Here is a 17182-nt window from a genome sequence, read left to right on the forward strand (position 1 = left end):
CGTCCGTGCGCGCGAGACACGATCCAACCTCGAGCCCCTCCATGCCCCGCACCGACATCCAGCGCCTCACCGAGATCATGGCCCGCCTGCGAGACCCTGTGAGCGGGTGTCCCTGGGACGTGCAGCAGGATTTCGCCTCCATCGCGCCGTACACCATCGAAGAGGCGTACGAGGTGGCCGATGCGATCGATCGCAACGACATGGACGACCTTCGTGACGAACTCGGCGACCTGTTGTTGCAGGTCGTGTTCCACGCGCGGATGGCCGAGGAAGCGGGGGCGTTCGCGTTTGGTGACGTGGTTGCGGCGATAAGCGGCAAGATGGTGCGCCGGCATCCGCATGTCTTCGCCGGGGAGGCGGTCGCGGACGCGACGGAGCAATCTGCCGCGTGGGACGAGCACAAGCGTCGGGAGCGGGTGGACGCCGGGCAGGATGATGCGTCCGCGCTTGCCGGCATCCCGCGCGGCCTCCCGGAGTGGCAACGCGCGGCAAAGCTGCAGGCGCGCGCAGCGCGTAGCGGATTCCAATGGCCGGACGCCGGTCCCGTGCTGGAAAAGCTGGGTGAGGAACTTGCGGAGGTGCGGGTCGAACTGGACGCCGTCGCCGATGGTGACCTGTCCGCACACGATCGGCTGGTCGACGAGATCGGCGACGTATTGTTCGTGGCGGGCAACCTGGCGCGCCACGCCGGCGTTGAGGTCGGCACCGCGTTGCGTCGTGCCAACGCGAAGTTCGAACGTCGCTTCCGGGAAATGGAGCGTCTGGCACTCGCCGACGGCACGCCACTGGCCGCGCTCCCTCTCGGTGAGCAGCAGCGATACTGGAAACGGGTCAAGACGGACGAATAGCGCTCGCGAATGCCGTTGGCGCGCAAGGCACTTCATGAAGCGTGCAGAGCTGCCGGGGACGCCGGTATGAAGCTTGTCTGGACTGAGCGCGCTTCCCCCAACAAGAAGCCGTCCACCAGTTCACGCCAACCCTTGTCCCGGTTGGCCGCCCGCCCTTCTGCAGCCGCCCAACATCCGCTTGAAACGCCAACGTGGGCTGAATCGCCTGTCGGCATGAGCCCCTATTCCGTCCCTCTTCACGGCGCCTCGACCGGCAAGACGGCAGCCTTCACAAAACTGAAGGAAGGGAGACTCGTGTATGCAAGGTTCGCGGGACGGGGGCTTGGTCCTCATCGTTGAGGACAACCGCAATATTTCAGAGATGGTGGGCGAATACCTCGAGAGCCGCGGCTTCGAGGTGGACTACGCCGCCGACGGCCTGGACGGGTATCGCCTTGCGGCGGAGAACAGCTACGACGTGATCGTGCTTGACCTCATGCTGCCCAGGCTGGACGGCATCGAAGTCTGCAAGCGCCTGCGCGAGGAGGCACGCAAATCCACGCCGGTGCTGATGCTGACCGCGCGCGACACGTTGGACGAGAAGCTGACGGGCCTGTCGGTCGGCGCGGACGACTACCTGGTCAAGCCGTTTGCGATCCAGGAACTGGAAGCGCGGCTGCGTGCACTGATCCGGCGCGAGCGTCGGCAGGTGGGTGGCGAGGTGCTGAAGGTGGCCGACCTGGTCCTTGATCCGGCCAGCCTCCGCGTGACCCGCGGAGGGAGCGAATTGCAGCTCTCACCGATCGGCCTGCGGCTTTTGACCATCCTGATGCGCGAATCACCGCGCGTGGTCAGCCGGCAGGAGATCGAACGCGAAATCTGGGGCAACGGCCTGCCCGATTCGGACACGTTGCGCAGTCACCTGTACAACCTGCGCAAGACAATCGACAAGCCGTTCGACAAGCAATTGCTGCACACCGTGCAGAGCGCCGGGTACCGGGTCGCCGATATCTCGCAGCCGCCGGATTGATGTAGCGGTTCGACCATGTCAAACGGGCTTCCCCGGAAGATCAAGCTTGCGTTCATCACGCAGGCGGCGATCGGCAGCATCCTGATCTCGCTGGGAATCCTGCTGGCAGGTTTCGTCGTGCGCGAAGCGGTGTTGACCGAGCGCATGCAGCGCGAAGTCGACCAGTACTGGGCGGGGGTGGGCAGCGATCCCGACTACCCCCTTCCGTTGACGTCGTCGCTGGCCGGTTACGTCGACCGGCCCGGAGCCCCGAGTCCCGACCTCCCGCCCGTCCTGCGGTCGCTGGGGCCGGGGCTGCATCCGTTCCCCGACCAGGAACGCATGGTTTACGTTGACGATAGGGCCGAGGGCCGCTTCTACCTGACGTTCGCGTCTGCGCTGGTAGACCGCGCCATCGTCTTTACCGGCCTGGTGTCGCTGCTGCTCTCGCTGCTCGCAACCTACCTGATCTCCTGGCGCACCTATCGAATTTCCAAGCGACTGGTCGCACCCGTCAGCTGGTTGGCAGGGGTCGTGCGCGACTGGGACCCCCGCTCGACGGACGCGCATGTCATCGCGCCCGCCAACCTTCCGCCCGACTCGGGGCTTGAGGTCATGCAGCTGTCCAGGGCGCTGTCCGGGCTGGCTGACCGGGTCGGGGACTTCGTCACGCGCGAACGCGACTTCACCCGCGATGCCAGCCACGAACTGCGCACGCCACTGACGGTAATTCGCGTTGCCACCGACCTGTTGCTGTCGGACCCGGAGACCTCGTCCCGTGCGCAGCGCAGCCTGTTGCGGGTCCAGCGCGCCGGCCGCGACATGGAGGCGGTGATCGACGCCTTCCTGATCCTCGCCCGCGAGGCCGACGTGGCGCTGCAGAGCGAGGCGTTCGACGTGGCCGAAATCGTCCATGACGAGGTCGAGCGCATTCGCCCGATGCTGGTTGGCAAGCCGGTCGAACTGGAGGTGGTGGACGAAGGTGCGCCACGCCTGGTGGCACCGCCCCGGGTCCTCAACGTGATGGTCGGCAACCTGCTGAGCAATGCCACCCGTTTCACCGACCGGGGACGGATCCAGGTGCGCATGTCGTCCGACGGCATCGAGATCGGCGACACCGGGATCGGAATGGGCGAGGAGGCGCTGCGGAATGCCTTCAAGCCGTTCTACCGCCACGACTTTTCCCGCGAGGAAGGCAAGGGCATGGGGCTGTCCATCGTGCACCGGCTGGGTGAGCGGTTCGGGTGGCCGGTTACGCTCGAAAGTGCGGTGGGGACAGGCACGGTTGCCCGCATCCATTTTCCTGCCGGCGGCCCATAGCCGCGGCAAACCTCCGGTCGCCGTGGTACGCATCCCGCGCACCCAGGCTGCCCTCCAACGGCCTGGCCACGACGGCGCTATGCTCGCCCGGACTCCGATCCGGTGCCCGCCATGCGTCCCTTGCCGTTGCTGCTCGCCCTCGTTGCCATGACCACCCCTGCCCATGCCCATGCCGCGGCGCCGGGATCCGACTCCGACGCGCAGGCCCCGCGAACGACGCGCACGGCGCTGGTAATACACGGCGGGGCCGGTTTCGTGCCCAAGGACGCACTGAGTGATGCCGACGTCCGGGACGTGCACGCCACGCTTAACCGGGCGCTGGACGCCGGCCACGCGATCCTGGCCGACGGCGGCACCGCCCTGGACGCTGTGGAGGCGGCGGTGGTCGTGCTGGAGGAGTCACCGCGCTTCAACGCGGGCAAGGGCGCGGTGTTCAACGCCGAGGGTGGTCATGATCTGGATGCCGCGGTCATGTCGGGACATACCCGGCGTGCGGGCGCCGTGGCGGGGTTGACCACGGTCCGCAACCCGGTCCGCCTGGCCCGGGCCGTGATGGAACACACCCCGCATGTGTTCCTGGCCGGACAGGGTGCGGAGGGCTTCGCCGATACCCGCCCCGACATCGCCCGCGTGCCCAACAGCTGGTTCGACACGGACGGTCGCCTCCGGGCGCTTGAACAGGCGCAGCGAAAGGCGGTGCTTGGCGAGGCATCGGATGCGTACTTCGGCACGGTGGGGGCCGTCGCCCTGGATGTCCACGGCCACATCGCCGCGGCCACCAGCACGGGCGGCATGACCAACAAGAAGTGGGGCCGGGTCGGCGACGTGCCGGTGATCGGTGCCGGGACCTGGGCGGATGCCCGCTGTGGGGTATCCGGGACCGGCTGGGGCGAGTTCTATATACGCAACGCGGTGGCCCATGACATTTGCGCGCGCGTGGCCTACCGTGGCGACAGCCTCGCCCAGGCCGCCGACGCGGTTGTCAACCGGATCGTGCCCGAAGCGGGCGGCGATGGGGGGGCCATCGCCCTGGACGTGGACGGCAACATCGCCATGCCCTTCAACAGCGGCAGCATGTTCCGTGGCTGGATCCATCCGGACGGGCGCCGCGGCACGGCAATCCACGAAGACGCCGAGTAAACCGTCCCTGCGTCAACCTGCCCGGGTTCATGGCACCGGGCCAGGCCCGGGTGGATGTGGCAAAATCGCGCCCTTGCGCCTGGCCGGGACGGCCTCGCCTCCGCCTGCAGGCATCCCATGTCGAGAATGAATGTGCACCCCAGCTGGCCCTGTACCAAAGCCAGCCGCACCGCCGCGGCCAATGGCCGCGCCTGAGATGGCCGACGAACGCGGGCACCTCCCGCGCCGGCCAGGGCGCATCCTCAAGGCCGCCACCTGGTCGATGCAGGGCCTGGGCGCAGCGTGGCTCCACGAATCGTCGTTCCGGCTGGAGGTCTACCTGTTCGTGGTCCTCGCGCCCCTTGGATGGTGGCTGGGCGAAACACCGGTGGAGCGGGTGCTGCTGATCGGTTCGATGCTGCTGGTGATGAGCATCGAGTTGCTGAACTCGTCGATCGAGGCCGTGATCGAGCGCTACGGCGCGGAATTCCACGAGTTGGCCGGGCGCGCCAAGGACATGGGGTCGGCAGCGGTCTTCGTGCTGATGCTCAACGTGGCGCTGACCTGGGGCGTGATCCTCGTCCCGCGTTGGTTGTCACCGTAAAACACGTAACCAGGGAACCCAATCCGTGCTTGAAATGCTTGCCGATCCGCAGGTCTGGATCACCCTCCTCACGCTGAGCGCGATCGAGATCGTGCTGGGCATCGACAACCTGGTCTTCATCTCGATCGCGGTCAGCAAGCTGCCGGTGCACCAGCGCGAGGTGGCGCGGAAGTTCGGCATCGCGGTGGCGTGCATCTCCCGCATCGCGCTGCTGCTGACGCTGGCGTGGCTGGCCGGGTTGACGGATGACCTGTTCACCGTGTTCGGGCTGGGCATCTCCGTGCGTGACCTTGTGCTGGTGCTGGGTGGCGCGTTCCTGGTGGTGAAGGGCGTGATGGAGATCCGCGACGCGATCGTCGGCGAGCACGAGTCCGAGGACGTCCACACCAAGCCGCTGGCCTCGTTCTGGATGGTGATCGCGCAGATTGCGGTGATCGACATCGTGTTCTCGCTGGATTCGGTCATCGCCGCGGTCGGCCTGGCCAACCAGACCTGGATCATGGTCGTGGCGATCCTGCTGGCGGTCGCGGTGATGCTGCTTGCCGCCACCCCGCTGGGCAAGTTCATCGATCGCAACCCGACGATCAAGATGCTGGCATTGGCCTTCATCGTGCTGATCGGCGTGTACCTGGTGGCCGACGGGCTGGACCTGCATATCCCACGGGGCTACATCTACGGCGCGATGGGTTTCTCGGCGCTGGTCGAGATCCTCAACCTGTGGTCGCGTCGCAACAGCCGCCGCCGCGTGCTGGAGAGCTGACGCTCGCGCTGGCATCGTCACGCCGCGACCATTGCGCGTGGCCGGCGGGCGATGATGGAATGCGCCATCGCCCGCACTGGAGCCACCCCATGTTCCCGACCGTCCTGCGTCGCACCGCACTCCGTGCGGGCATCCTGGCCCTGGCAGCGCTGCTTCTTTCGGGCTGCGGCTACAACACGATCCAGCAGAAGGACGAGGCGGTGAACGCGGCCTGGTCCCAGGTACTGAACGTCTACAAGCGCCGCGCCGACCTGGTACCCAACCTGGTCGCCAGCGTCCGCGGCTACGCCAGCCATGAGCGCGAGGTGTTCATTGCGGTCACCGAGGCGCGCTCGCGCGTGGGCGGCGTCAACGTCAATACCGACGACCCCGCCTCGCTGGAGCAGTTCCAGCAGGCGCAGGGCGAGCTGCAAAGCGCGATCGGCCGGTTGCTGCTGGTGGCCGAAAACTATCCGCAACTCAAGGCAAACCAGAACTTCCTGCAGCTGCAGGCACAGCTGGAAGGCACCGAGAACCGGATCACCGTCGAGCGCCAGCGCTACATCCAGGCGGTGCAGGATTACAACACCTACATCCGTTCGTTCCCGCAGAACCTGACGGCCAAGATCTTCGGCTATTCGACCAAGCCCAATTTCTCCGTCGAGAACGAGGCTCAGCTTGCCGAGCCGCCAACGGTCGATTTCGAGTCGCCCGCCCCCGCGGCTGGCTGACCGCCGGTGGCGGCCTGGCCCATTCGGCAGCGCAACCGGTTGGCCGGGCTTGCCGCCTGCGCGCTGATGCTGATGGTGACGGCGCTGCCGGCCCAGGAGCTGGCAGCGATCCCGGCGCTGGATTCGCCGGTGGTGGACACCACGGCCACCCTGGATGCGGCGGCCCGGGCGCGGCTCGAGGCGCAGGCAGTGGACCTGCATCGCAGGAAGGGCAGCCAGCTGCAGGTGCTGGTGGTACCCACCACGCAGCCGGAGGACATCGCCCAGTACGCGGTGCGCGTGTTCGACCAGTGGCGGCTGGGCCGCGAAGGCGTGGACGATGGGGTGCTGCTGCTGGTTGCCAAGGACGACCGCCGCGTGCGCATCGAAGTCGGCTACGGGCTGGAGGGCCCCATCCCGGATGCGACGGCTTCGCGCGTGGTGCAGGAATACCTGGTGCCGCGATTCCGCGAAGGGGACTATGCCGGGGGCATCGAGCAGGCGACCGGGGTGCTGGTCGGGCTGGTCGACGGGGAGCCGCTGCCGCCCCGGATGGCTGGCACTGCCCGCGATCGCGGCGCAGGTGGTGGGGGCAACTGGATCTTCGCGCTGTTCGCCGCGGTCATGGTCGGGCAGTTCGTGCGGGCGATCCTGGGGCGCGCGCCCCGTCCTTTCCGGGCGCTGGCAGGCGGTTTGGCGGCCGGCGGAGCGGCCTGGATGCTGGCCTCGGCGGCGATCGGTGTCATCGGTGGCTTCATTGGCCTGGTACTGGGGTTGTCCGCCAGTTCGGGCGGGCGGTTCGCACGGGGTGGCCATGGCCATGCCGGCACCTGGGGGGGGTTCGGCGGCGGCCACTGGGGCGGCGGCGGGGGTGGATTCGGCGGCGGCGGCTGGTCGGGCGGTGGCGGCATGAGCGGGGGCGGCGGTGCGTCGGGGAGTTGGTGACATGGGCGGGTTGATGCGCTGGCTGCGCCACGTTTTCGCGCCTTCGGTCGAGGGTTGGCTGGATGCGGCCGCGATGGGGCGCATCACGCGCGCGATCGAGGATTCCGAGCGACTCCACGATGCCGAGCTCTGCTTCGCCGTCGAAGCGGGCCTGCCGGCCAGCGCACTGTGGGACGGCCAGTCGGTACGCGAACGTGCGCGCGAAGTATTCGCCCGGCTGGGCGTGTGGGACACGGCGGGCAACAACGGCGTGCTGCTCTACCTGCTCGTCGCCGACCACCGCATCGAGATCGTCGCCGATCGCGGCTTCGACGGGCGCGTGGACGCCGCACAATGGCGCGTGGCCTGTGAACGCATCGAGCACGGCCTGCGCGACGGGGGCCCGGGGGATGCGATCGTCGCGGGGATCGATGCGATGGCCGCGTTGATTGCACCGCATTTCCCGCCCGGCGAGACCGGGCGCGGAGACGAGTTGTGCAACCGGCCCCGGGTGCTGTGAGCCCGGAGGCATTCCGCGGGACGCCAACAACGTGCGCGCCGAATGGATCGGCCGTCCAGCCCGTCGGGCTCGGGCACAATAGCGGGCATCCCCCACAGCCCGAGGCCGCATGACCATCCTCCACCAGATCGACCCCATTGCCCTGGACCTGGGCCCGCTCCAGGTCCACTGGTATGGCGTCATGTACCTGCTCGGCTTCGGCCTGGCGTGGTGGCTGGGTCGCCGTCGCGTGCGTGAGGGCCGCTTGCCCGGCGTGGACGAACAGGCCTACGGCGACCTCCTGTTCTACGCCATGCTCGGCGTCGTCCTCGGGGGGCGGCTGGGCTACGTGTTCTTCTATGCATTCGATGCCCTGCGCGACGACCCGCTGATGCTGCTGCGGATCTGGGAAGGCGGCATGAGCTTCCACGGCGGGCTTGTCGGGGTCATGGCCGCAGCGCTGTGGTGGGCGCGGAAACACCGCCTGCACTTCTTCGACGTGATGGACTTCGTCGCGCCGCTGGTGCCTCCAGGTCTCGGCTTCGGTCGCCTGGGCAACTATGTCGGTGGCGAGTTGTGGGGCAAGACGACGGATGCGGGTTGGGGGGTCATCTTCCCGGGCGCGCCGATGGATGAGTACGCCGGCGCATCGATGGACCGCCTGAGGGAACTGCACGCGTCGGGCGCCCTCGATGCCTACGCCCGACATCCCTCGCAGCTCTACCAGGCTCTTCTGGAGGGGTTGGTGATGTTCGTCGTGCTCTGGTGGTACTCCCGCAAGCCGCGGCCACGCTATGCGGTTTCCGGTCTGTTCGCCCTTCTCTACGGCTGCTTCCGTTTGCTGGTGGAGTTCGTGCGCGTGCCGGATGCCCAGCTCGGATACCTCGCGTTCGGCTGGCTGACCATGGGCCAGGTGCTGAGCCTGCCGCTGATCGCGATCGGCCTGTTCCTGCTTTGGCTTTCCAGGCGTTCGCCGACCCTGCTGCCGGCGCCAGCCGGCTCGTCCGCGCCACTGGCCCGGACCTGACATGCACGCCTACCTCGACCTGCTGCGCCACGTCCTTGAGCAAGGGTGCGACAAGGCTGACCGCACCGGCACCGGCACCCGCTCGGTGTTCGGCTGGCAGATGCGATTCAACCTGGAAGACGGCTTCCCGCTGGTTACCACCAAGAAGCTGCACCTGCGTTCGATCATCCACGAGCTGCTGTGGTTCCTGCAGGGCGGCACCAACGTCGCCTACCTGCGCGAGAACAAGGTCTCGATCTGGGACGAGTGGGCAGACGCCGATGGCGAGCTGGGTCCGGTCTATGGCAAGCAGTGGCGCCGCTGGGCTGGTTCCGATGGCGTCGAGATCGACCAGGTCCGTTGGGTGGTGGAGGAAATCAAGCGCAACCCGGACTCGCGCCGGCTGATCGTTTCCGCGTGGAATGTCGCCGACCTGCCGCACATGGCGCTGATGCCCTGCCACACGCTGTTCCAGTTCTACGTGGCGGACGGGAAGCTGAGTTGCCAGTTGTACCAACGCAGCGGTGACATCTTCCTGGGGGTGCCGTTCAACATCGCCAGTTACGCCCTGTTGACCCACATGGTCGCGCAGGCCTGCGGGCTGGGGGTGGGTGACTTCGTGCACACGCTGGGCGATGCGCACCTGTACTCCAACCACCTCGATCAGGCACGCGAGCAGCTGTCGCGGTCACCGCGTCCATTGCCGAGGCTGCGATTGAACCCGGGCGTCAGCGACCTGTTCGCGTTCGGTTTCGATGACATCGCCATCGAGGGCTACGACCCGCATCCGGCGATCAAGGCGCCGGTCGCGGTGTGAGCGTGTCCGCGCCGCTGCCGGCGCTGGTGCTGGTCGCGGCACTTGATCGAAACGGCGCGATCGGCCGCGACAACGAGCTGCCGTGGCGCCTGCCCGACGACCTGAAGCGGTTCAAGGCGCTCACGCTGGGCAAGCCCGTGCTGATGGGGCGGCGTACCGCCGAATCGCTGGGACGGGCCTTGCCCGGCCGCAGCAACCTGGTGCTGACGCGCTCGGGCGTGGTGCCGTTCCCGGGCATGCAGCCGGTGGCGTCACTGGAGGAAGCGCGGGAGCTCGCGCGTGGGCTGCGCGCGCCGGAACTGTGCGTCATCGGGGGCGGCGAGGTGTACGCGCTGACGCTGCCAGCTGCGCACCGCCTGCGCCTCACCTACGTCGATACGCAGGTTGAAGGCGCGGACGCATTTTTCCCGCCGTTTGATGCGACCCGCTGGCGCGTCACCCACCGCGAAGCACATGCGGCGGACGCACGGCATGAATTCGCGTTCGAGTTCGTCGACTACGCGTCGCTGGCTGGCGGCGGAGACTGAGGCCGTGCGTCCGGGCGCCCGGGCTTGCCGCCGCGGCGTCCCGACCGCTGGCCATTGCGTTGGTTGCCAGCGGCCTTGTTGCCGGCACGCGGTCGGGGCGGGGTGGCCGGCACGTCGCGCCCGGCCACCTGCACCACGCGCAACTCATCCGTGTCGAGCTGCAGCGCCGTCAGGCGCCCTCCCCACACGGCGCCCGTGTCGATCGCATGGACGCCATGGCCGATGAACAGGCCCAGCGTCGACCAGTGACCGCACACGATTTTGAGGTCGCGCGCCACGCGCCCGGGTGTTTCGTACCAGGGGTACAGGCCGGCGGACTGGGTCCCGGGTTCGCCCTTTTCCTCGAACGCGATACGCCCGCGCGGCGAGCAGTACCGGAGCCGGGTGAACGCATTGATGATCGCCCGGTGGCGGTCCATGCCTCCAAGGCGGGGATGCCACGCCGGCTGGTCGCCGTACATGTGCTTGAGCAGGCGCGAGGGCTGGTCACCGTGCAGTTTCTCCTCCACCTCGCGCGCCAGTTTTTCGGCCTGCTGCGTTGTCCAGGACGGCAACATGCCCGCATGCAGCATCATCCAGCCGAGTTCGCGGTCGACATGCACCAGCTTCTGCCGGCGAAGCCATCCCAGCAGTTCGTCCCGGTCCCCGGCCATGACCACCCGCTGCAGGTCGGGGTTGACCTTGCGCTGCTCTTCTTCGCGGCGCTCGCCGATGGCAAGCAGCGACAGGTCGTGGTTGCCGAGTACCACCACGGCGTTCTCCCGCAGTGAATGCACCAGTCGCAGCGTTTCCAGCGACTGCCCGCCGCGGTTGACGAGGTCACCGCAGAACCACAGCGTGTCACGCGCCGGATCGAATGCGATGGCGTCCAGCAACCTGCGGGTGACGTCGTAGCAGCCCTGCAGGTCGCCGATGGCCCAGACGCTCATGGCCGCGCCATCAGTGCAGGGTCCGAGGCACGCTCAGCGTGAACGCCGGGATCGGAACCTCGAAGCGGGTGCCGTCGTCGGCGACCATCGCATAACTGCCCTCCATGGTGCCCAGGTCGGTCTCCAGTACCGCACCGGAGGTGTATTCGAAACCCTCCCCAGGATCCAGGTGCGGTTGCTCGCCGACCACGCCTTCGCCACGCACCTCCTGCACCTTCCCGTTGGCGTCGGTGATGCGCCAGTGCCGCCGCAGCAGTTGCGCGGGGACGCAGCCACGGTTGTGGATGTGGATCGTATAGGCGAATACGTAGCGGTCCTGGTCGGGCGCGGACTGCTCGTCCAGGAACCGGGTTTCGACTTCGACGTCGACAGCGTAAGTGGGGCGGGGCTCCATAGGACGCGAAGTTTACGTGGCCCGGCGGTGCATTGGGCATGAAACCGCCGTGTGCATCGGTGATCGATGGTCGGAATGTCCGCGCATCAAGTGCATGCGTGGAGCGGAAAGCATCAGCGCCGGATCCAACCGCCCCGGGTCAGCGAATGTCCGCGCCCCCGGCGAGTGAATTGGCGAGCCGCACGAAGTCGGCCACCGGCACCTGCTCGGCGCGAAGCGTGGGACTGATGCCGGCGGCACTGATCGCATCGGCGTCGCACACCCGGGAAAGTGCATTGCGCATCGTCTTGCGGCGCTGGCCGAATGCATCGCGCACCACGCGCGCGAACGTGTCCGGATGGCCAATGCCTATCTCGGTGGTGTCGAGCGGAACCAGCCTCACCACGGCGGAGTCCACCTTCGGCGGTGGGCGGAACGCACCCGGCGGCACGGTGAACAGCGCTTCGACCCGGCAGTAGGCCTGCAGCATCACGCTCAATCGCCCATACACCTTGCTGCCGGGCGGCGCGGCCATCCGGTCGACCACCTCCTTCTGCAGCATGAAGACCATGTCACGCACGACCGGCGCATGTTCCAGTACGTGGAACAGGATCGGCGAGGACAGGTTGTAGGGCAGGTTTCCGACCAGGCGCAGGCGCTGGCGAACGCCTTCGGCCAGCGCGGTGAAGTCGACCTTCAGCACGTCGCGGTGGATGACCGTCAGTTCCCCGTGGGCGCGGGCCGCCTCGGTCAGCGGCGAGATCAGGTCGCGGTCGAACTCGATGACCGTCAGCGCGCCATGGCGATCGAGCAGCGGGAAGGTGATGGCGCCCTGGCCCGGCCCGATCTCGACCAAGCGCTCACCGGAGGCGACGTCGACCGGTGGGCCCACCGCCTGGACGATGCGGTCCACGTAGGTGCGCTCGTGCAGGAAGTGCTGGCCGAGGTGTTTCTTGGCCGGTTCGGTGAAGTGGCTGGCGGGCATCGGATGTGGGGCCTGGGCGGAGTCGGGTGGGGCGCGGCCGCGTGTGCGCGTCAGCCGGCGGCGGCGCGGTCGAAGGCGGCCCGGGCATGGACGATACGCGCGCAGGTGTCGGCGGCGGCGTACAGGCTGGACGGGTCGGCGGTGCCGCGACCGGCCAGGTCGAGCGCGGTGCCATGGTCCACCGCCACGCGCGGGTAGGGCAGCCCGAGGGTGACGTTGACCGCTTCCTCGAACCCGCTGAACTTCAGCACCGGCAGGCCCTGGTCGTGGTACATGGCCAGGACGGCCGCGAAGCCACGCAGCTTGGCAGGAAGGAACGCGGTGTCGGCCGGCAGCGGCCCGACCAGCGCCATGCCGGTCGCCCGCAGGCGGTCCAGCACCGGCTCGATCACGTCTGCCTCTTCGCTGCCCAGGTGACCGGCTTCGCCCGCATGGGGGTTCAGTCCCAGCACCGCGATGGTCGGGGCAGGCAAGCCGAAGTCACGCTGCAGGGCGCGGTGGAGGATCCGCAGTGTCCGCTCGAGCGGCGCATCGGCAATGGCGTCGGCGACCTCGCGCAGGGGCAGGTGGGTCGTGGCCAGCGCGACCCGCGCGGTGGCATTGGCCAGCATCATCACCACGTCGCAGGCGGAATGATCGGCCAGCAGCTCGGTGGTGCCGGTGTAGGCGATGCCACCGAGGTTGATGGTGGCCTTGTGCACCGGGCCGGTGACCATGCCGTCCATTTCGCCCCGTTGGCAGGCATCGGCGGCGGCGTGGAGTGCAAGAACCACGCTGGCCGCGTTGGCCGGATCGGGCACGCCGGGCTGGGCAGGGTGCGCGTGCGGGGTGTCGATGAAGGCCAGCGTGCCGGGGCGGCTGCCGGCGCCGGCGGAGCGGGGGGCCACCAGTTCCAGCGGAAGCCCGAGTCGTGCGGCCGCCTCACGCAATGCATTGGCGTCGGCAAAAGCGGTCAGGGTGTAATCGCGTACTCGCTGCGCGAGCCGCACGCAGAGCTCGGGACCGACGCCGGCAGGCTCGCCGGGGACCAGCGCGAGCCGGGGCAGCGGGCCGGATACCACGTCAGCCGCCCGTGGCGGGCGCCTGGCTCTCCTGCGTTTCGGCTGCCGGGCCGACGCGAACGTCGACGAAGGCTTCGCCACGCATCTCCCGGAGGAAGCGGTTCCACTCGTCTTCCAGCTTGCGGCGGCCGATGGTCTCGCTCACCTGGACGCGAAGGTCGCTGTTGCCGACGTCGGCCTGGCGGCTCTCGTCGCGACGGATGATGTGCCAGCCGGCCTCGGTGCGCAGCGGCTGGGAAACCTCGCCGTCGGCCAGTGCCGCCACGGCGCTGCCGAACTCGGGCCCGAACTGGTCTGCGGTGAACCAGCCCAGGTCACCCCCGCGCGCTTGGGAGCTGGCGTCCTGGGAGCTTTCGCGGGCCACCTCGGCGAAGTCCGCGCCGCCGGCGATCCGGGCACGCAATGTGTCGGCGGCGGCCTTGGCTTCCGCCTCGTCCACGCCGTTGCCCACGCGGACCAGGATGTGGCCGGCGCGGTACTGGGTCACCAGGTTCGGACCGGCCTGGCTGGCGTCACGGACCTCGACCAGTTGCAGCAACTGGTACCCGCTTGGGCCGCGCAGGGGGGCGCTTACACCCCCGGGCTGCAAGCCGCGCACCAGTTGCGCGAACGCGGTGGGGATCTCGTCCAGGTTGCGCCAGCCCAGGTCACCGCCCTCCAGGGCGTTGGGGCTGTCGGAATAACGGACAGCCGCCGCGGCGAAGTCCATCTCACCCCGGTCAAGAAGGCTCTTCACGCCTTCGATCTTCTGCTGCGCGATCTGCAGCTGTTCGGGCGTGGCCGCTTCAGGCACCGCGACCAGGATGTGTGCCAGGCGGTACTGCTCGCCCGCACCCTGCTGGGCCTGCATTGCAGCGTCGATCTCCGCCTCGCTCACCGAAACGCGGCTCTGGGCGAACCGCTGTCGCAGGCGCTGGATCGTCAATTCATCCCGGATAGAGCTGCGGAACTCCGCGAAGGAGCTGCCGTCGCGCGCTACCTGCTGTGCCAGTTGCTCGACCGTCATGCCGTTCTGCGCCGCCAGAGCGGACACTGCCTGGTCGACTTCCTGGTCGTTTATGCGCACGCCGGTGGCGTTGGCCCGCGCCACCTGCAGCTTCACCAGGACCAGCCGCTCGATCACCTGCCGCTCGAGTATCTCGCGCGGCGGCAGCTGGTCTTCGCGCCCGGCGTACTGCGACAGGACGTTGGCCATGGCGCGATCGAGTTCGCTGCGCAGTACGACGTCCTCGTCGACCACCGCGGCGATGCCTTCGATCGGCTGCACGGACTGGGCCCGGGCAATGGAGGGAAGCAGGACGGGCGACGCGGTGAGCGTCGCGGCGAGGACGCACGCGAGGAGTGTCTTCATAGGATCGGGTCGGGGGTGTGTTCGACGTTGCCGGTCGGCAGGGAGGACGGCGGTACGAGGTAGAGGTCGTCGCGGTCGTAGCCGAGAATAGCACGCCGCAGAACGCCCTCCGTCTTCTGGCCGGCCGAGCCCAGGCCCTTGAGTTCGATCTCCAGGCGGAGGGAATCGTCAAGGTCGCCGTCACGGTCGCGGATGTAGCGGCGGGCCACCAGCCGGGCCGCCAGGCAGCAGCTTTCCCACTGGATGCCGGCAATGGACTCCAGCAGCTTGTTTTCTTCCAGCGAGTAGTAGTAGCGGCCCACCAGGCTCCAGTTCCGGTTGATCGGATACAGGAACGAGAAGTCGACCTGCTCCACCAGGTCGCGGCGGTAGCGGTAGCCCAGGTTGACCACGCCGTAGTCGCCGACCAGGTAGCGCGCGCGGATGCTGGCCAGGTCCTCCCGGCGGAACTTGGGGTCCCACTGGTAGGCGGCGTTGATGGTCCAGCGATCGGTGGGGGAAAAGCCCACGTCCGCCACCCATGCCGACCGGCCCCGCTCGACGGGGCTTTCGCCGGGCACCACCACGCGGCTGTCGTTGAAGTACTGGATCTGGCCAAGGCTGGCCGACAGGCGTTCGCGCCCGTCGGCTTCGCTGATGAAGCGGGTGGTCACCGCGGTGGTCAGCTGGTTGGCATCGATCTGCCGGTCCGGGCCGGTGTAGCGGTTGTCCCGGAACAGCTGGCCCCAGCTGAAGGTCATCGGGCGCGTGTCGAAAAGCGGCAGCCCGGTCTGGTCGCGGTACGGCGCGTTCAGGTAGAACATGCGCGGTTCAAGGGTCTGCAGGTAGCGCTTGCCCAGGACGGTCGTTTCGCGGTCGAAGAACAGCCCGGCATCCACCGAGGTGATGGGCAGGCTACGGGTCGGCGCATCGTTGCCCAGGCGGGCGGCCAGGTCATCGTCCAGCTGGTAGGCCGTATAGCGCCAGGCCACCTTGGGCGTCAGGAACCAGCTCGCGCCCTCCAAAGGCATTGCCAGATAGGGCTTGATGTCCAGCCGGCTGCCCTCGTCGCGTACCGAATGCTGGAAGCGCACCGCTTCGGCATTGAGCCCCGCCTGGAACCAGCGGCCGAACGGCTGCGACCAGTTGACGTAGGCACGGGGCAGGCGGTCGTAGCGCAACTGGCGCTCGGTCAGCGTGTAGTCGGCCAGTTGCTGGTGGTCCGCCATGAGGCCGGCGTCCCAGTAGCGGCCACGCCCGAACAGCCCCGCCGTGCTCGTGATCGTGTAGCGCGACACCGCATAGAGGCTGTTGCTGAAGTCCTCGAGATAGTGCGGGTCGCTGACCCAGCCCAGGTTGGCGCGCGCGTACCAGGCCCGGTTGAGGTCGTGGTTGGCGGTCATGCGGAACAGCCCGCGTTCGTCGGGCAACTCACCCATCGAGCGGAGATAGCGGTCCGGTTCGCGTTCGGGCAGGCGATCGTCAGGCATCCACTCGCCCGACAGGGTGCCGCCGCCTTCGGGATACAGCCAACGGAACTCCCCGCCCAGCTGCACCCCGCGGTCGGACATCAGGCGGGGGGTGAGGGTGGCGTCGTAGTTGGGCGCCAGGTTGAGGTAGATGGGCTGCTTGTAGTCGAAGCCGTTCCGGCCCGACAGCGAGATGGAGGGATACAACAGGCCGGTCCGGCGCCGGTCGTCGACGGGGAACATGAACCAGGGCACGTACAGCACCGGCACCTTGCCGATCCTCAAGGTGGCATTGCGGGCCACGCCCATGCCTTCCTCGGTGTCGATATCGATCCGGCCGGCTCGCAACTGCCAGCCGGGTTCGGACGGGTCGCACGTGGTGTAGGTCGAGCCCACCAGCGAGCCGTAACGGCCGCGCAATTCAATCCGGTCGGCCCCGCCGTGACCTCGACGATCGGTCAGCTGGTACTGCAGGTTCTCGATCCGGTGGGTGTCCGCGTTCTGGTCGCCTTCGGCGCGTTCGGCCACGATCCGCATCCCCGCGTCCTGGTAGCGGATGCTGCCCTCGGCGGTATAGCGGCCAGTGTCGGCGTTGTACAGGAGCGAGTCGGTGCCCAGGAACTGGTCGCCGCGGCTCAACCGGACGTTGTCCTGGACGACGATGTTCTCATCGTCCGAGGCCCGGGCCAGGCTGCCACCCTCGATGTCGGTGGGCGCCTGTGCACGCGCTTCGGGCGTACCGGCGCCTGCGGCGGCCGTGGGGGCATCGTCGAACGCCGGCACGACATCGGTGACGCGGCACAGGCCCCAGTCCTCGCTTTCGTCCTGGGCGTGGGCCGGCAACGCCAGCGCGATGCAGAACGAGAGCGGCAACAGGCGGAGGGGTTTGCGCACGCGTCGGTCCGGTCGGCAAAAATGGCCGCTAAGCTTGCCC

At 68.2% G+C, this 17182-nt stretch carries 18 protein-coding genes; 12 read left to right on the top strand and 6 right to left on the bottom strand.

The genetic code is table 11. The features are described from left to right. The first annotated feature begins 41 nt into the window (after positions 1-41). The 12 genes from mazG to ACJQWL_RS11770 all read left to right on the top strand — a co-directional run bounded on the left by mazG (position 42) and on the right by ACJQWL_RS11770 (position 10101). Positions 42-848: a nucleoside triphosphate pyrophosphohydrolase gene (gene mazG / locus ACJQWL_RS11715; protein ID WP_411300916.1), complete on the top strand. Its 807-nt coding sequence runs from the start codon at positions 42-44 to the stop codon at positions 846-848. A gap of 298 nt (positions 849-1146) precedes the next feature. Beyond that, positions 1147-1857, top strand: coding sequence for a response regulator transcription factor (locus ACJQWL_RS11720; protein ID WP_330968725.1), 711 nt, complete (start codon positions 1147-1149; stop codon positions 1855-1857). Between the two features lie 15 nt (positions 1858-1872). Beyond that, positions 1873-3156 carry a sensor histidine kinase gene (locus ACJQWL_RS11725; RefSeq protein ID WP_330968726.1) on the top strand — a complete coding sequence of 428 codons (1284 nt, stop codon included), beginning with the start codon at positions 1873-1875 and terminating at the stop codon, positions 3154-3156. A 111-nt stretch (positions 3157-3267) separates the two neighbouring features. Continuing rightward, positions 3268-4296: an isoaspartyl peptidase/L-asparaginase family protein gene (locus ACJQWL_RS11730; RefSeq protein WP_330968727.1), complete on the top strand. Its 1029-nt coding sequence runs from the start codon at positions 3268-3270 to the stop codon at positions 4294-4296. Between the two features lie 196 nt (positions 4297-4492). Further along, positions 4493-4879: a diacylglycerol kinase gene (locus ACJQWL_RS11735; RefSeq protein ID WP_330968728.1), complete on the top strand. Its 387-nt coding sequence runs from the start codon at positions 4493-4495 to the stop codon at positions 4877-4879. A 34-nt stretch (positions 4880-4913) separates the two neighbouring features. Continuing rightward, positions 4914-5639 carry a TerC family protein gene (locus tag ACJQWL_RS11740; RefSeq protein ID WP_330968777.1) on the top strand — a complete coding sequence of 242 codons (726 nt, stop codon included), beginning with the start codon at positions 4914-4916 and terminating at the stop codon, positions 5637-5639. 89 nt (positions 5640-5728) lie between these two features. Next, entirely contained in the window at positions 5729-6349 is a 621-nt protein-coding gene (locus ACJQWL_RS11745) for a LemA family protein (protein ID WP_330968729.1), read from the top strand. A gap of 66 nt (positions 6350-6415) precedes the next feature. Continuing rightward, complete coding sequence (locus ACJQWL_RS11750) at positions 6416-7273, top strand: TPM domain-containing protein (RefSeq protein WP_330968778.1); 858 nt, start codon at positions 6416-6418, stop codon at positions 7271-7273. A 13-nt stretch (positions 7274-7286) separates the two neighbouring features. Beyond that, positions 7287-7772, top strand: a complete 486-nt coding sequence (locus tag ACJQWL_RS11755) for a TPM domain-containing protein (protein ID WP_330968779.1) — start codon at positions 7287-7289, stop codon at positions 7770-7772. 109 nt (positions 7773-7881) lie between these two features. After that, the gene (lgt, locus tag ACJQWL_RS11760; RefSeq protein WP_330968730.1) at positions 7882-8778 is read left to right on the top strand and encodes a prolipoprotein diacylglyceryl transferase; all 897 of its coding nucleotides are present in this window, start codon (positions 7882-7884) and stop codon (positions 8776-8778) included. Position 8779: 1 nt separating this feature from the next. Next, the gene (locus ACJQWL_RS11765) at positions 8780-9574 is read left to right on the top strand and encodes a thymidylate synthase (protein WP_330968731.1); all 795 of its coding nucleotides are present in this window, start codon (positions 8780-8782) and stop codon (positions 9572-9574) included. 2 nt (positions 9575-9576) lie between these two features. After that, the gene (locus tag ACJQWL_RS11770) at positions 9577-10101 is read left to right on the top strand and encodes a dihydrofolate reductase (RefSeq protein WP_411300917.1); all 525 of its coding nucleotides are present in this window, start codon (positions 9577-9579) and stop codon (positions 10099-10101) included. Here the strand turns inward: ACJQWL_RS11770 and ACJQWL_RS11775 are convergent. The 6 genes from ACJQWL_RS11775 to lptD form a co-directional block, all read right to left on the bottom strand. Next, on the bottom strand, positions 10071-11030 hold the full coding sequence (locus ACJQWL_RS11775; protein WP_330968732.1) for a symmetrical bis(5'-nucleosyl)-tetraphosphatase: 960 nt from the start codon (positions 11028-11030) through the stop codon (positions 10071-10073). The genes ACJQWL_RS11770 and ACJQWL_RS11775 overlap by 31 nt on opposite strands. Before the next feature lie 10 nt (positions 11031-11040). Continuing rightward, a complete protein-coding gene (gene apaG / locus ACJQWL_RS11780; protein ID WP_330968733.1) occupies positions 11041-11424 on the bottom strand; it encodes a Co2+/Mg2+ efflux facilitator ApaG/CorD in 384 nt (127 codons plus the stop codon). Positions 11425-11563: 139 nt separating this feature from the next. Continuing rightward, positions 11564-12388: a 16S rRNA (adenine(1518)-N(6)/adenine(1519)-N(6))-dimethyltransferase RsmA gene (rsmA, locus tag ACJQWL_RS11785; protein ID WP_330968734.1), complete on the bottom strand. Its 825-nt coding sequence runs from the start codon at positions 12386-12388 to the stop codon at positions 11564-11566. A gap of 50 nt (positions 12389-12438) precedes the next feature. After that, complete coding sequence (gene pdxA, locus ACJQWL_RS11790; protein ID WP_330968735.1) at positions 12439-13449, bottom strand: 4-hydroxythreonine-4-phosphate dehydrogenase PdxA; 1011 nt, start codon at positions 13447-13449, stop codon at positions 12439-12441. Between the two features lies 1 nt (position 13450). Beyond that, entirely contained in the window at positions 13451-14800 is a 1350-nt protein-coding gene (locus tag ACJQWL_RS11795) for a peptidylprolyl isomerase (RefSeq protein ID WP_330968736.1), read from the bottom strand. Further along, positions 14797-17142, bottom strand: coding sequence for an LPS assembly protein LptD (lptD, locus tag ACJQWL_RS11800; protein WP_330968737.1), 2346 nt, complete (start codon positions 17140-17142; stop codon positions 14797-14799). The genes ACJQWL_RS11795 and lptD overlap by 4 nt, the downstream gene beginning before the upstream one ends. Between the last annotated feature and the right edge of the window lie 40 nt (positions 17143-17182).

It is taken from the genome of Novilysobacter viscosus (assembly GCF_046600715.1).
GTDB classification, from domain to species: Bacteria; Pseudomonadota; Gammaproteobacteria; order Xanthomonadales; family Xanthomonadaceae; genus Lysobacter_C; species Lysobacter_C viscosus.